The organism is Streptomyces sp. NPDC107559, from assembly GCF_055657365.1.
Genome location: NZ_JBVKBD010000002.1, coordinates 837,130 through 852,092, shown reverse-complemented (window position 1 = coordinate 852,092; position 14,963 = coordinate 837,130). Strand labels below are relative to the sequence as shown.

At 73.1% G+C, this 14,963-nt stretch carries 12 protein-coding genes; 9 read left to right on the top strand and 3 right to left on the bottom strand.

What is annotated here, in order from left to right; genetic code table 11:
* Nucleotides 1–18: 18 nt before the first annotated feature.
* The 3 genes from ACZ7OY_RS10210 to cyc2 all read left to right on the top strand — a co-directional run bounded on the left by ACZ7OY_RS10210 (nt 19) and on the right by cyc2 (nt 4,184).
* Entirely contained in the window at nt 19–666 is a 648-nt protein-coding gene (locus ACZ7OY_RS10210; protein ID WP_471910982.1) for a ScbR family autoregulator-binding transcription factor, read from the top strand.
* 27 nt (nt 667–693) lie between these two features.
* Nucleotides 694–1,872, top strand: a complete 1,179-nt coding sequence (locus tag ACZ7OY_RS10205) for a damage-control phosphatase ARMT1 family protein (protein ID WP_471910981.1) — start codon at nt 694–696, stop codon at nt 1,870–1,872.
* Nucleotides 1,873–2,024: 152 nt separating this feature from the next.
* A complete protein-coding gene (gene cyc2 / locus ACZ7OY_RS10200) occupies nt 2,025–4,184 on the top strand; it encodes a germacradienol/geosmin synthase Cyc2 (RefSeq protein WP_471910980.1) in 2,160 nt (719 codons plus the stop codon).
* Here the strand turns inward: cyc2 and ACZ7OY_RS10195 are convergent.
* Nucleotides 4,165–4,902 carry a CTP synthase C-terminal region-related (seleno)protein gene (locus ACZ7OY_RS10195; protein WP_471910979.1) on the bottom strand — a complete coding sequence of 246 codons (738 nt, stop codon included), beginning with the start codon at nt 4,900–4,902 and terminating at the stop codon, nt 4,165–4,167. The two genes, cyc2 and ACZ7OY_RS10195, sit on opposite strands and share 20 nt — an antisense overlap.
* A gap of 87 nt (nt 4,903–4,989) precedes the next feature.
* Here ACZ7OY_RS10195 and ACZ7OY_RS10190 point away from each other — a divergent pair, with 87 nt between their 5' ends.
* Nucleotides 4,990–5,883, top strand: coding sequence for a LysR family transcriptional regulator (locus tag ACZ7OY_RS10190; protein WP_471910978.1), 894 nt, complete (start codon nt 4,990–4,992; stop codon nt 5,881–5,883).
* 106 nt (nt 5,884–5,989) lie between these two features.
* Here ACZ7OY_RS10190 and katG read toward each other — a convergent pair whose 3' ends face one another.
* A complete protein-coding gene (gene katG / locus ACZ7OY_RS10185; protein ID WP_471910977.1) occupies nt 5,990–8,218 on the bottom strand; it encodes a catalase/peroxidase HPI in 2,229 nt (742 codons plus the stop codon).
* Nucleotides 8,219–8,511: 293 nt separating this feature from the next.
* Here katG and ACZ7OY_RS10180 point away from each other — a divergent pair, with 293 nt between their 5' ends.
* The 4 genes from ACZ7OY_RS10180 (at nt 8,512) to ACZ7OY_RS10165 (ending at nt 12,112) form a co-directional block, all read left to right on the top strand.
* A complete protein-coding gene (locus tag ACZ7OY_RS10180; RefSeq protein ID WP_351602002.1) occupies nt 8,512–8,922 on the top strand; it encodes a Fur family transcriptional regulator in 411 nt (136 codons plus the stop codon).
* A gap of 137 nt (nt 8,923–9,059) precedes the next feature.
* Nucleotides 9,060–9,674, top strand: a complete 615-nt coding sequence (locus tag ACZ7OY_RS10175) for a PDZ domain-containing protein (protein ID WP_471910976.1) — start codon at nt 9,060–9,062, stop codon at nt 9,672–9,674.
* A 265-nt stretch (nt 9,675–9,939) separates the two neighbouring features.
* Nucleotides 9,940–11,067 (top strand): aminopeptidase P family protein, encoded by a 1,128-nt coding sequence (locus ACZ7OY_RS10170; protein ID WP_471910975.1) that lies wholly within the window; start codon nt 9,940–9,942, stop codon nt 11,065–11,067.
* 64 nt (nt 11,068–11,131) lie between these two features.
* Nucleotides 11,132–12,112 (top strand): aminoglycoside phosphotransferase family protein, encoded by a 981-nt coding sequence (locus ACZ7OY_RS10165; RefSeq protein WP_471910974.1) that lies wholly within the window; start codon nt 11,132–11,134, stop codon nt 12,110–12,112.
* A gap of 267 nt (nt 12,113–12,379) precedes the next feature.
* Here the strand turns inward: ACZ7OY_RS10165 and treZ are convergent, their stop codons facing one another.
* Nucleotides 12,380–14,125, bottom strand: a complete 1,746-nt coding sequence (gene treZ / locus ACZ7OY_RS10160) for a malto-oligosyltrehalose trehalohydrolase (protein WP_471910973.1) — start codon at nt 14,123–14,125, stop codon at nt 12,380–12,382.
* A 174-nt stretch (nt 14,126–14,299) separates the two neighbouring features.
* On the opposite strand from treZ, the gene ACZ7OY_RS10155 reads away from it, so the two are divergent.
* On the top strand, nt 14,300–14,851 hold the full coding sequence (locus ACZ7OY_RS10155) for an FHA domain-containing protein (RefSeq protein WP_471910972.1): 552 nt from the start codon (nt 14,300–14,302) through the stop codon (nt 14,849–14,851).
* The last annotated feature ends 112 nt before the right edge of the window (nt 14,852–14,963 follow it).

The window sequence follows — 14,963 nt, the reverse complement described above, 5'->3', positions numbered from 1 at the left end:
CCTGGGAGTGTCCAACCGATGGCGAGGCAGTTACGCGCCGAGCAGACCCGCGCGACGATCATCACGGCCGCCGCGGACCTGTTCGACCGGCGCGGCTACGAGTCGACCAGCCTGAGCGACATCGTCGAGCATGCGCAGGTCACCAAGGGCGCCCTGTACTTCCACTTCGCGGCCAAGGAGGACCTGGCCCACGCCATCCTGGAACTCCAGTCACAGGCCTCGCGGCAGGTGGCCGGCCAGATCGACGGCCGGGGCTATCCGTCCCTGGAGGCGCTGATGCGGATCACCTTCGGCATGGTGCGCCTGTCCGTCGAGGGGCCCATCACCCGGGCCGGACTGCGGCTCGCCACCGGGGGCGTCGAGGTGCGGCCGCCGCTGCCGCACCCGTTCACCGAGTGGCTCGACATGATCACCCGCCGGCTGCTCGGCGCGGTCCGCGAGTCCGACGTGCACCCGGACGTGGACGTCAACGCCGTCGCCCACTCCCTCGTCTCGTTCTTCGTCGGCACCCGGGTCGTGGGCCGCTCCCTGGAACCCGTGGCCCGGCTGCCGCGCCGCGTGGCCGAGATGTGGCGGGTGCTGATCCGGGGCCTGGTGCCGGTGCCGCGACGGCCGAGATACCTGACCCTCGTCACCCGGCTGGAACGGGAGATCGGCGCGGTGTGACCGGGCACGGCCGATACGGTGAGCCGTATGCCCGAGACCCCCGTCCCGCCCGTGATCCTGGGCGACGAACCCGGCTCATTCCCGTACGGCGTGCTCGCCGAGCGGCACCCCGCGATCATCCGCCAGGTGCGCGACGCCCTCCCCTACGGCCCCGACGTGCGCCGCGCGCTCGACGCGCTCCTGGAGAACTGCACCAAGGGCGTGATCGAACCGCTTCCCGACGGCGCGCACGACCTGGACCGGTGGCGGACCTGGGGCCTGGACGCCTACGCGGGCCGGTCCTGGTTCGAGGTGCCGTGGCTGTGGTCGGAGAGCTACTTCTACCGACAACTCCTCGAAGCCACAGGGTACTTCGCGAGCGGACCCTGGCAGGGCATCGACCCCTTCGGTCCCTCCAAACTCGCCGAGCTGGCCGCCCCGGAGACGGACGCCGAACTGGCCGCCCTCGACGGCCTGGCGGACCGCCCGGCCGACGAGCAGGCCGAGGCCCTGCTGCACGGATCGCTCTGGGGCAACCGCGCCGATCTCGGGTTCCGGCTGTCCGACCCCGGCGGCCCCGCCACCGGGAGCACCCCGGCACTGGTCGCCGACGCCGGGGCGGCCCTGTGGTCGCTGCTGCCGCCCGGCGGCACCGGCACGCTCTGTCTGGTCGCCGACAACGCGGGCCGCGAACTCGTCCCCGACCTGCTCCTGGTGGCCCGGCTGCTCGAGGAGGGGCGGGCGGAGCGGGCGGTGCTGCACATCAAGCCGTACCCGTACTACGTCTCCGACGCCACCACCGCCGACGTGCTCGACGCGGTCCGCCGGCTGACCGAGGCACCCGGCGCGGCCGCCGGGCACGGGCGGCGCGTACGGGACGCGCTGAGCGACGGCCGCATCGAGCTGCGCGCCCACCCCTTCGCCTGTGCCCCGCTCGGGTACGCGGAGATGCCCGACGAGCTGTACCGGGAGTTCGGCGCCGCCGACCTGACCGTCTTCAAGGGCGACCTCAACTACCGTCGGCTGGTGGGCGATCGCCGATGGCCGCCGACCACCCCCTTCGCCGAGGTCACCGCCTACTTCCCCGGGCCGGTCGCCGCCCTGCGCACCCTCAAGTCCGAGGTGGTCACCGGACTCGACGCCGCCACCCGCGACGCGCTCGACGCCGCCGAGGGGCAGCGCTGGCGGACGAGCGGACGGCACGCGATGATCCAGGTGAAGGGCTGAGGCGGCCGCACCACCGGGTGGGGTGCGGGCGAGGGCCCGGCGGGGGAGCGTACCGGCCGGGAGATCCGGCCGGTTCGGACCCGATTCACGCGATGGTGTGATCATGTCCGGCCGGGTGGATGCGGCTCGCAGGGCCCGGGTAGGGCCCGGCCATGACGCAGCCGTTCGAACTCCCGCACTTCTACATGCCGTACCCCGCGCGGTTGAACCCCCATCTCGACGAGGCGCGCGCCCACTCGACCCGGTGGGCGCGCGAGACGGGCATGCTGGAGGGGTCCGGGATCTGGGAGCAGGCCGATCTCGACGCCCACGACTACGGCCTGCTCTGCGCCTACGCCCACCCCGACTGCGACGGCCCCGCGCTGTCGCTGATCACCGACTGGTACGTGTGGGTGTTCTTCTTCGACGACCACTTCCTCGACATGTTCAAGCGCACCCCGGACCGCGCCGCGGCCAAGGCCCACCTGGACCGGCTGCCGCTGTTCATGCCGCTGGACCCGGCAACTCCCGTGCCGCAGCCGCAGAACCCGGTCGAGGCCGGGCTCGCCGACCTGTGGGCGCGTACCGTGCCGTCGATGTCCGCCGCCTGGCGCCGCCGCTTCGCCGTCGCCACCGAGCACCTGCTCAACGAGTCGATGTGGGAGCTGTCCAACATCGACGAGGGGCGGATCGCCAACCCCGTCGAGTACATCGAGATGCGCCGCAAGGTGGGCGGCGCACCCTGGTCGGCGGGTCTCGTGGAGTACGCCACCGCAGAAGTGCCCGAGTCCGTCGCCGGATCGAGGCCGCTGCGGGTGCTGATGGAGACCTTCTCCGACGGTGTGCACCTGCGCAACGACCTGTTCTCCTACCAGCGGGAGGTGCAGGACGAGGGCGAGAACAGCAACGGAGTGCTGGTCCTGGAGACCTTCTTCGGCTGCACCACACAGCAGGCCGCCGACATCGTCAACGACATCCTCACCTCACGGCTGCACCAGTTCGAGCACACCGCCGTGACCGAGGTGCCCGCCCTCGCCGTGGACCGGGCGCTGACCCCCGGCGAGATCGCGGCGGTGGCGGCGTACACCAAGGGGCTCCAGGACTGGCAGTCCGGCGGTCACGAATGGCACCTGAGGTCCAGCCGGTACATGAACCAGGGCGCCCGGGCCGTGCCGTTCTGGCACGGCCCGACCGGACCCGGCACCTCCGCCTCGGACATCGGCGCGCTGCTCGCCGTCGCTGCCGCGGAACGCCTGCGCGCCCACGCGCACGTGCCGCGCCAGAAGGTGGGCCCCAGCCTGCTGCCCGACCTCCGGATGCCGTTCGCGGTGGAGCTCAGCCCGCACCTCGACGGGGCCCGCCACCGGCTGACCGGCTGGATGCACCGCGTCGGCATGCTGGCGGAGGGCGTGTGGGACGAGGACCGGCTCGCCGCGGCCGACCTCCCGCTGTGCGCGGCCGGCCTCGACCCGGACGCGTCCCCCGAGGCCCTCGACCTCAGCTCGCGGTGGCTGGCCTGGGGGACCTACGGCGACGACTACTACCCCCTCGTCTTCGGGCACCGCGGTGATCTCGCCGGCGCCCGGCTGGCCACCCGGCGGCTGTCCGACTGCATGCCCGTCGCCGGGGAGGCGGTCCCGGCCCCCGCCAACGCGATGGAGCGCGGGCTGACCGACCTGTGGGCGCGCACCACGGCCGGGATGAGCGACGAGGCCCGCGCCACGTTCAGGGAGTCCGTGGACAAGATGACCGAGAGCTGGCTGTGGGAGCTGGCCAACCAGCTCCAGAACCGGATCCCCGACCCCGTCGACTACCTGGAGATGCGGCGGGCCACCTTCGGCTCCGACCTCACCCTGAGCCTGTGCCGGCTCGGCCACGGCCCCGCCGTCCCGCCGGAGGTGTACCGCAGCGGGCCCGTCCGCTCCCTGGAGAACGCGGCCGTCGACTACGCCTGCCTGCTCAACGACGTCTTCTCCTACCAGAAGGAGATCGAGTACGAGGGCGAGATCCACAACGCCGTCCTCGTCGTGCAGAACTTCTTCGGCTGCGACTACCCGGCCGCCCTGCGCGTGGTCGCCGACCTGATGAACCAGCGCATGTGCCAGTTCGAACACGTCGTCGCGCACGAACTGCCCGTCCTCTACGACGACTTCGCCCTCTCGGACGAGGCGCGCGCGGTGATGCGGGACTATGTGTCCGACCTGGAGAACTGGATGGCGGGCATCCTGAACTGGCACCGCACCGTCGACCGCTACAAGTCCGGCTATCTGGCCCGCCGTTCGCACGGATTCCTGCCGTACCGCCCGCCCGCGCTCACCCCCGCGGCAGGCTGAACCGGCCTTCCCGCGAAGCGTGTTCCACGGCCGCCCGCGCCAGCGCCCTGACCATCGGGTGCGGGCGCGAACCGTCGCCGGCCAGCTCCGGCTGGAAGAGGGACATCAAGTAGAAGGGATGGCCGGGCAGTTCCGCGATCCGGACCTGGCCGTCCTCGTCGTGGCCGGAGAAGCGCAGCCCGTGGGCGCGCAGCGTGTCGAGGTGACGGGAGGGGCCGTACATGCAGAAGTAGCGCTCCACGGTGTGCTCCGCGCCGATCACGGACTGGGCCAGCGAGCCCGGCTCGACCGTCACCGCCGCCTCGTGGCCCGCCAGCGAGCAGGCCAGCGGCTCGATCAGGAAGTCGTCGGCCCCGGGGTCGTTCTCGGCGTGCGCCACCCGGGTCAGTCCGCAGACGTCACGGGCGAACTCCAGCAGCGCGTGCTGGAACCCGCCGCACGTGCCGAGGAACGGGATGCCCTCCTCGCGTGCGGTCCGGATCGCGGACAGCACGCCCGCCTCGCTGCGGTACGGGCTGCCCGGCACCACCCAGACCGCGTCGAAGCCGCGTACCGCGCCCTCGGCGGTGGCGTCCTCGGAGGGGATCCAGTAGGCGTCGAGGACGAGCCGGTCGCGTTCGGCCAGGGCGTCCAGCAGAAGGGGGATACGGGCGTGCGAGGCGACCTGGGGGGAGCGGTCGCCGACCAGGGCGATCCTCGCCGTGTGGGTATGCGTCATGCACCTCATCCTGGGCGCGCCCGCAGTTCACGTCCAACGATGATTCCTGCATGCTCGATAAGAACTGCTGATGGCATGCTGAGCGACATGGACCCGCATCTCCTGCGCACCTATGTCACCGTGGCCCGCCTCGCCTCCTTCTCGGCGGCCGCCCGCGAGCTGGGCTACACCCAGTCCGCGGTCTCCCAGCACATCGCCGCGCTGGAACAGGACCTCGGCGCCGACCTGCTCACCCGGCGCCCGGTCGCCCCCACTCCGGCCGGCGAGCGGCTCCTGGAGCACGCGGGCCCGCTGCTGCTGCGCCTGGAGGCGGCCCGTGCGGACGTCGTACGCAGGGCGGCCGCGCCCGAGCAGGGGCTGACGCTCGCGACCACCCCGACCGCCCTGGGCCCCCGTACCGTCGCGGCGCTCCCGCGGGCCGGGGTGACCCTGCGGGTGCTGGCCCGCGACGAGGTGCCCGAGGCCGTCGCCGCCGGCCGCGCGGACCTCGGACTGGTCGACGGACTGGCCGCCCCCAGTGATCCGCTGCGGCTGCCCGACGTGGCACCCCTGACGGTGTACGGCGTCGGTGAGGAGTCCGTCTGCGTACTGCTGCCCGACGCCCATCCGCTGGCCGGCCGTTCGGGGCTGCGCCTCGGCGACCTCGCCCACGCCCGCTGGTTGGACGCGCCCGACGCGGGGCTGCCGCTGGCCCAGCTCCGGGCCGCCGCGGGCGGGTCCGGCTTCCGCCCGGCGCTGCGGTACGACGGGACGGACGTCCGCGTCCTCATGGCCCTGGCGGCCGCGGGGCACGGGCTGACCCTGCTGCCCCGGGCGGCCGCCACCGGGGTGCCGGGCGTCGTCGCCGTGCCGCTCACACAGCCGCGTGTCGTGCACCGCACCGAACTGGTGCACCTGGGCACACCGCGCGGCTCGGCGGCCCGACTGGCGGCGGCGCTGCTCGACGACGGGGCCGCCGGGACGCCGGTGCACCGAGGGTGAGACGAGCGGGGCGGCCGGCCCGGCCGCCGCAAGCGCAAGGACGTCCAGGCCGGCCCGTGCGGGCCGGCCTGGACGTCCTGTCAGGTGCGGGAGGTGGGACGGACGGTCAGACGAGGTCGAACCGGTCCAGGTCCATGACCTTGGTCCACGCGGCGGCGAAGTCGTTCACGAACTTCTCCTTCGCGTCGTCGCTCGCGTAGACCTCCGCGAGCGCGCGCAGCTCGGAGTTGGAGCCGAAGACCAGGTCGGCGCGGCTGCCGGTCCACTTGACCTGGCCGGAGGCGTCACGGCCCTCGAACGTGGTCGCGTCCTCGGAGGTCGCCTTCCACGTCGTGTCCAGGTCGAGCAGGTTGGTGAAGAAGTCGTTCGTCAGCACCCCGGGGGTGTCGGTGAGGACACCGAGCGACGACTGCTTGTGGTTCGCGCCCAGCACGCGCAGACCGCCGACGAGGACCGTCATCTCCGGCGCGCTCAGGGTCAGCAGGTTCGCCCGGTCCAGCAGCAGGTACTCGGCCGGCAGGCGGTTGCCCTTGCCGAGGTAGTTGCGGAACCCGTCGGCCGCCGGCTCCAGCGCGGCGAACGACTCCACGTCGGTCTGGTCCTGCGAGGCGTCCGCACGGCCCGGCGTGAAGGCGACCTCGACGTCGACACCGGCGTCCTTGGCGGCCTTCTCGACGGCCGCGGAACCCGCGAGCACGATCAGGTCGGCGAGGGAGATCTTCTTGCCGCCGGACTGCGCGGAGTCGAAGGACTCCCGGATGCCCTCCAGGGTGCGCAGCACCTGGGCGAGCTGGTCGGGGTCGTTGGCCTCCCAGCCGCTCTGCGGCTGAAGACGCACGCGCGCGCCGTTGGCGCCGCCGCGCTTGTCGCTGCCGCGGAAGGTCGACGCCGACGCCCATGCGGCGGACACCAGCTGCGACACCGACAGACCCGAGGCGAGGATCTGGGCCTTGAGGGCGGCCACGTCGTCGGCGTCCACGAGCTCGTGCGTGACCGCGGGGATCGGGTCCTGCCAGATCAGCACCTCGGAGGGGACCTCCGGGCCGAGGTAGCGCGCGAGCGGGCCCATGTCGCGGTGGGTCAGCTTGAACCAGGCGCGGGCGAACGCGTCCGCGAACTCCTCGGGGTTCTCGTGGAAGCGGCGCGAGATCGGCTCGTAGGCCGGGTCGAGGCGCAGCGCGAGGTCGGTCGTGAGCATGGTCGGGGCCAGGCTCTTCGACGCGTCGTGGGCGTGCGGGATGGTTCCGGCGCCGGCACCGTCCTTCGCCACCCACTGGTGGGCGCCGGCGGGGCTCTGGGTCAGCTCCCACTCGTAGCCGAACAGGTTGTCGAAGAAGCCGTTGCCCCACTGCGTCGGCGTGGCGGTCCAGGTGACCTCCAGGCCGCTGGTGATCGCGTCGGCGCCCTTGCCGGTGCCGAAGGTGCTCTTCCAGCCCAGGCCCTGCTGCTCCATCGAGGCGGCCTCGGGGTCGGCGCCGACGTTCTCCGCCGGGCCCGCGCCGTGGGTCTTGCCGAAGGTGTGACCGCCCGCGATGAGGGCGACCGTCTCCTCGTCGTTCATCGCCATCCGGCGGAACGTCTCGCGGATGTCGCGGGCCGCGGCCAGCGGGTCCGGGTTGCCGTTGGGGCCCTCGGGGTTGACGTAGATCAGACCCATCTGGACCGCGCCGAGCGGGTTCTCCAGCTCGCGGTCACCGGTGTAGCGCTGGTCGTCGAGCCAGGTGGTCTCGGGACCCCAGTAGACGTCCTCGTCCGCCTCCCAGACGTCCGGGCGGCCGCCGGCGAAGCCGAAGGTCTTGAAGCCCATCGTCTCCAGGGCGACATTGCCGGTGAGGATCATGAGGTCGGCCCACGAGATGCTCTGGCCGTACTTCTTCTTGATCGGCCACAGCAGACGGCGGGCCTTGTCGAGGTTGCCGTTGTCCGGCCAGCTGTTGAGCGGGGCGAAGCGCTGCTGCCCGGCGCCCGCGCCGCCACGGCCGTCGCTGATCCGGTAGGTGCCCGCGCTGTGCCAGGCCATCCGGATCATGAGCGGGCCGTAGTTGCCGAAGTCGGCCGGCCACCAGTCCTGCGAGTCCGTGAGCACCTCGGCGATGTCCCGCTTGACGGCGGCGAGGTCGAGGCTCTCGAACGCCTCGGCGTAGTCGAAGTCCTCGCCGAGCGGGTTCGCCACGGCGGGGTTCTTGGCAAGGATCTTCAGATTGAGCCGTTCCGGCCACCACTGGCGGTTTCCACCGCCCTGCGTCGGGTGCGCGGCGCGCTCGTGCGCAACCGGGCAACCACCTGCGCCCCCGGACTTCGCGTCGGTGACGATTGCGTCGTGGTTCTCGGACATGGGATGGGAATCCTTCCGGACGGGCGGATCACTGTGCTCAGGGGCCGCGGGAGGAGGGACGGACGGGACACCGACTCCCGTAGAGCTGCGGTGAGCGCGAGAAAAGCCTCGCACAGTCACTGCCTCCGCTCCTGTCGTACTGGTGTCTTTCTGTCCCTTGGCCAGCGCCTGATCCGATCCTACAATGGACAGAGTCTTAGTCAAGAAGCACACTAAACCCATATCCGGTAGGAACCCGGATGTCCACTGGTAAAATCCCGGGTGTCCCACCGAACGTGAATAGGTGAACCGATATGAGTGACCTGCTGGAGCGACTGCGAGGCCGTGGCTGGCGGATGACCTCCCAGCGGCGTGTCGTTGCGGAGGTCCTCGACGGCGACCACGTGCACCTCACTGCTGACGAGGTGCACGCCCGTGCTGCCCAGCGGCTGCCCGAGATCTCCCGTGCGACCGTCTACAACACGCTCGGCGAGATGGTCACCCTCGGCGAGGTCATAGAGGTCTCCACCGACGGCCGCGCCAAGCGGTACGACCCCAACGCGCACCGGCCGCACCATCACCTCGTGTGCTCCAACTGCGGCACCATCCGCGACGTCCATCCCACCGGCGATCCGCTGGCCGACCTTCCGGCGGTGGAACGGTTCGGTTTCACGGTCTCCGAGGTCGAGGTCACCTACCGGGGACTGTGCCCCGCCTGCGCGTAGGGACTGTTCGGACGCGGTGAGTGGGGTGCGGGGCACGTCGACCGGATGATGCCCGTCCCCGGCCCCGGGTCAGTCTCACTCGTTCGTGTCTCGTCCCGCGCCGGTGCTCCGGGTAGAGCACCGGGCGGAGGCGATCCATGGAAGAGACCGCGTTGCGTCCCAAACCGATGCCCGGACGGAAGCCGCCGGGTGCTGCCGGGCCCGAGGACGGTACCCGGCGCCCGTATGCCGCGCGCCGCCGCGGCCGACGGCTCACGACCCTGCTGTCCGGCCTGCTCCTGGGGACGGCGCTGGTGCTGTCCGGGGTGGGACTCGGGACGGTGGGGGCCACGGTGATCAGCATGGGCAAGCTCGCCGAGCTCCAGCGCGGGGCGGCGGGCTCCCACGGCCCGGGAACAGCCGGCCCCGAGCCCGCCGCGGGCCGCTCCGGTGCCGCCGTGTCGCCGGGGGCACGGGCATCCCTGCCGCCCACCGCTCTCACCGCTACCACGGCGACCCTCGGCGTCGAGGCGGTCGACGCCGGCCGGCCCGGGGCGCTGGTCGTCGGCGTCCACGTCCCCGGCCCCGGGTACCGGGCGGGGCTGGTCCGCGGAGACGTGCTGCTCGCCTTCGGCCGGACCCGGATCGGCTCGGCGGCCGACCTCGCGCACGCCGTCGCCCGCGCCCGCCCCGGCCGGGAGGTCACCCTGACCGTCCGGCACCACAACGGCGGCCACCAGCGGCTGAGGGCCGTCCCGGGTGTCGTCACCTGACGCGCTGTCTGGCGTCGCGCTGTCTGGCGTCGCGCTGTCTGGCGTCGCCGCCTCGTCATCTCGCCGTACGAGCCGACCGGCGGTCACGGTCAGGACGACGGTGCCGCGTCGGCCGCGCGCCGGGCCCGCGGCGGGTGGTGGAAGGGCGAGCGGTGGCTCTCGCCGGAACACGGTGGACGAGTGTGGGCCGACCGGCTCGCGCGGGCCCCTCCGGCCGGGCAGGATGCTGCCCGTAGTCCCTCTTCGTCCGCCCAGGGAGGCCCGGATGACCGGCAGCACGGCCGCGCGCTTCACCGCAGACGACTACAGAGCCCGGATGGACCGGGCCGCCCGCGCCGCGGCGGACGCCGGGCTGGCCGGGCTCCTGGTGGCACCGGGCCCCGACCTCGTCTGGCTCACCGGGTACGCGCCGCCCGCGGCCACCGAGCGGCTCACCCTGCTCGTCCTCGCCGCCGGTCAGGATCCCGTCCTCGTCGTCCCCACCCTGGAGGCCCCCGACGCCGCCAAGGCCACGGGGGCGCCCGCCCTGGCGCTGCGGGACTGGACCGACGGCAAGGACCCCTACGCGCTCACCGCGGGCCTCCTCGACACCACCGGAACCTTCGGGATCAGCGACAACGCCTGGGCGCTGCATCTGCTCGCCCTGCAAAGAGCGCTGCCCGGCACCTCGTACGTCTCCCTCACCGACGACCTGCCGATGCTGCGCGCCGTCAAGGACCCGGCGGAGCTGGAGCTGCTGGCCGCCGCGGGCGCGGCCGCGGACGCGACGTTCGAGGAGATCCGCGACGTCCGCTTCGCCGGCCGCCGGGAGTCCGACGTCGCCGCCGACCTCGCGGGCCTGCTGCGCCGCCACGGTCACTCCCAGGTCGACTTCACCATCGTCGCCTCAGGACCGAACGGCGCCAACCCGCACCATGAGGTGGGCGACCGGGTCATCGAACGCGGCGACATGGTCGTCCTCGACTTCGGCGGCCTCAAGGACGGCTACGGCTCCGACACCAGCCGCACGGTCCACGTGGGCGAGCCCACGGACGAGGAACGGACGGTCCACGACCTCGTGCGCGCGGCCCAGGAGGCGGGCTTCCGGGCCGTGCGGCCGGGTGTCGCCTGCCAGGAGGTCGACCGGGCCGCCCGCAAGGTCATCGAGGACGCCGGGTACGGCCCGTACTTCATCCACCGCACCGGCCACGGCATCGGCGTCACCACCCATGAGCCGCCGTACATGATCGAGGGCGAGGAACAGCCCCTGGTCCCCGGCATGTGCTTCTCCGTCGAACCCGGCATCTACCTGCCCGGCCGCTTCGGGGTGCGCATCGAGGACATCGTGACGGTGACCGAGGACGGCGGCCGCCGCCTCAACGACACGACCAGGGAGATGGTCGTCGTGGACTGACGGCCACGTCCGCAGGACCTCCAGGAAACCCGTGAGACGACACCCCCGAGCGACGGCGCGGCCCATGACCCAGGCACCGACACCGACCGCGGACACCGTCCGCCGACTGGTCCGTTCCCTGACGAAGGAGGGCGAGGAGGGCAGGACGGCCGAGGCGGGCACCGGCGCGCGGGACGCCGCCGGACCCGACGTCCGGCCCGTCGCCGAGACCGGGTCCACCACGTGGTGGGTCGGCACCCGCCATGTGCTGCGGCTCGCCACCGACCGTGAGGCGACCGCCCGGCGCCGCCGTGAACTGCGCCTGCGCGATCTCGTCCGCCCCCATGTCCCGGTCGCCGTACCGGTCAGCGCGGCGCACGGCGACTGGGCGCCCGGACTCGCCTACACGCTGGACACCAAGGTGCCCGGCGGCACCGCGGAGGAGCACGAGGTGTCGGCCGTCGGCGAGGCCGACCTGGCCGGACTGCTCACCGGGATGCGCGAGGTGCCCGCCCGGCAGATCGAGATCCTCGGCGTACCGCACGCCCCGGCCCGCTCGCTGGAGGCGCTGCGCCGGATGGCCGTACCGGCCGCGGAACTCCTGCGCGCCGCCGACGAGTTCGACGCCGCTCTGCTGCACCAGCTGACCCCGCAGGGGGCGGCCCAGCTCGCCGCCCAGCCCGGCACGGCCGTCCTCGTCCACCACGGTCTGCGCGGCGAGCACCTCGTGGTCAGTGCCGACGGCCGGGTGCGCGGGGTCCTGGACTGGACCCACGCGGTCGTCGGCGACCCCGCGGAGGACATCGCCGGACTCGCGCTCGCCGTCGGCTCTCCCGCCGCCGTGCGCGCCGCGACCCTCGCCGGCTACGGCGCCCGCAGCTGCCTGCGCGGCCTGTGGCTGGCCCGCTGCGACACGGTCCTCGCGCTGGCCGAGCGGCTGGACGGCCGCAGCGACAGCCCGCTGCCGCTGCTGCGCACGCAGCTGCGCCGCGCCTGGGAGGCGATCCTGCTGGAGCGCGTGACGGAGTTCCGCGAGGAGGGTCCGGACGACCCGGAACAGCCCTGACGCGCCGCCCGGCCCCGAAGCCGGGACAAGACCTCCCGACGGCCGGATCCCCGGACGGCCGGATCCCCGGACGGCCGGATCCCCGGGCGACCAGACCTCCCGACGGCCGGACCTCCGGGCGGCCGGACCTCTCGACGGCCGGACCCCCGGACGACCAGACCTCCGGGCGATCGGACCTCCGGGCGACCAGACCTCCGGACGACCGGGCCCCCGGGCGATCGGACCTCGGGGCCGCGCCCCGGCTCCCGGGCGGCCCCGCCCGTCCCGTCAGCTCTGTTCCAGCACCACGCACGACTCCCCGGGCACCAGCAGGACCCCGTCCGTCCCCGGCCGCTCCACCGGTTCCCACGCGGCGAGCACCCGGGCCGGGCGGGTGCCCAGCGGGATCGCCGCCGGCTCCTTGCCGAGGTTCACCGCCACGCGTACGTCACCGCGGCGGAAGGCGAGCCAGCGGCCCTCCTCGTCGTACGCCACCTTCGTGTCCGCGAGGTCGGGGTCGGTGAGGTCCGGATGGGTGTGCCGCAGGGCGACGAGACGGCGGTACCAGTCCAGTACCCGCGCGTGCGGCGGGCGCTCCGGCTCGGACCAGTCCAGACAGGAGCGGTCGCGGGTCGCCGGGTCCTGCGGATCGGGCACGTCCTCCTCGGCCCAGCCGTGCGCCGTGAACTCCCGGCGCCTGCCCCGGCGTACCGCCTCGGCGAGTTCGGGATCGGTGTGGTCGGTGAAGAACTGCCAGGGCGTGCCCGCCGCCCACTCCTCGCCCATGAACAGCATCGGCGTGAAGGGGGCCGTCAGGGTCAGCGCCGCCGCGCAGGCCAGCAGCCCGGGGGAGAGCACGGCCGCCAGCCGGTCGCCCTGGGCGCGGTTGCCGACCTGGTCGTGGGTCTGGCTGTAGCCGACGAGCCGGTGCGCGGCCACCCGGCCGCGGTCCAGGGCACGGCCGTGGTGCCTGCCCCGGAAGCTGGAGTACGTGCCGTCGTGGAAGAAACCGCCGGTGAGCGTCTTGGCCAGGGCCGCGAGCGGGGCGCGCGCGAAGTCCGCGTAGTAGCCCTGGGACTCGCCGGTCAGCGCGGTGTGCAGGGCGTGGTGGAAGTCGTCGCTCCACTGCGCGTGCAGGCCGAGGCCGCCCTCCGCGCGCGCGGTGACCACGCGCGGGTCGTTCAGGTCCGACTCGGCGATCAGGAAGAGCGGCCGGCCCGTGTCGGCGCCGAGATGGTCCACCGCCCGCGACAGCTCCTCCAGGAAGTGGCACGCGCGCGTGTCCGCCAGCGCGTGCACCGCGTCCAGCCGCAGCCCGTCGATCCGGTAGTCCCGCAGCCACGCCAGCGCGCTGCCGAGCAGGAAGGCGCGCACCTCGTCCGAGCCGGGCCCGTCGAGGTTGACCGCGGCACCCCAGGGGGTGTGGTGCCGGTCGGTGAAGTACGGGCCGAACGCGGGCAGGTGATTGCCCGACGGGCCCAGATGGTTGTGCACCACGTCCAGGATCACCCCGAGTCCGAGCCCATGGGCCCGGTCCACGAACCTGCGCAGCGCCTCGGGGCCGCCGTACGGCTCGTGCACCGCCCACAGCGACACCCCCTCGTACCCCCAGCCGTGCCGGCCGGGGAAGGGGCACAGAGGCATCAACTCGACGTGAGTGATACCCAGTTCCACCAGATGGCCGAGCCGCTCGGCGGCCGCGTCGAGGGTGCCCTCCGGCGTGTACGTGCCCACGTGCAGCTCGTACAGCACGGCCCCCGGCAGCGGCCGGCCGGCCCACTCGGTGTGCCAGGCGTACCGCCCGTGATCGACGACGGCGCTCAGCCCGTCCGGGCCGTCCGGCTGGCGACGGGAGCGCGGATCGGGCAGCACGGGGCCGTCGTCCAGCGCGAACCCGTACCGCGTGCCGTCGGCCGCCTTCGCCTCGCCGCTCCACCAGCCGCCGCGCGCCGGATCGCGTTCCAACGCGCGCGTGACTCCGCCGCAATGGAGCGTCACCCGGTCGGCCTGCGGTGCCCACACCTCGAACTGCACGGACGGTTCCCCTTCGTCTGCTCACCGTGATGTAGCCCGTCCATGGTCCTTCAAACACGATCAATCCGCCTTTGAATGCTCCCTTTTGCGGGGGGTGTCGTCCAGGTGCACACACGGGAGAGCCGTTTCTGTGTTTTCTGGACACCCGGGGTTCACTGACCGACAATCACGAGCGTGACGTCGTCCTTCGAGTTCCACACGTACCCCGCGCGGCTGTCCGACGCGGAGCGCGACCGGGCGCTGGAGGTGTTGCGCGACGGCGCCGCCAAGGGGCGGCTGTCGCACGACACCTTCGTCCGGCGCATGGAACTGGCGCTGGCCGCGCGCCGCTCCGACGAACTCGCCGCGCTCACCGCCGACCTGCCCACGGAGAGCCGTTTCGCGCGCGCGGTTTTCGGCACCGTCGAGGCGGTCTCGGGCTTCACCGTACGACTGCGCCGGGCCTGGCAGGCCGAGAAGCTGCCCAAGCTGCTGCTGCCGCACCCGGGAGCCGCGCACGCGCTGCGGATAGGCCGGGACCCCGCCAGCGGACTGAGGCTCACCCACGAGACGGTCTCGCGCGTGCACGCCGAACTCAGCCGCCAGGGCGGCATGTGGGTGCTGCGCGACCTCGGCTCGACCAACGGCACGACGGTGAACGGGCGCCGGGTGTTCGGCGCGGCCGTCGTCCGCGAGGGCGACCAGATCGGCTTCGGGAGCATCGCGTTCCGGCTCGCGGCGGACTGAGGGCCCCGGACCGACGCAGGCGCCGTCCTGCCGACAGATCGTGCATTCCCTTGCGTACCGCGGTGTTGACGTACCCGGCGAGCCATGACTGACTGTGCTTACACCATGTACA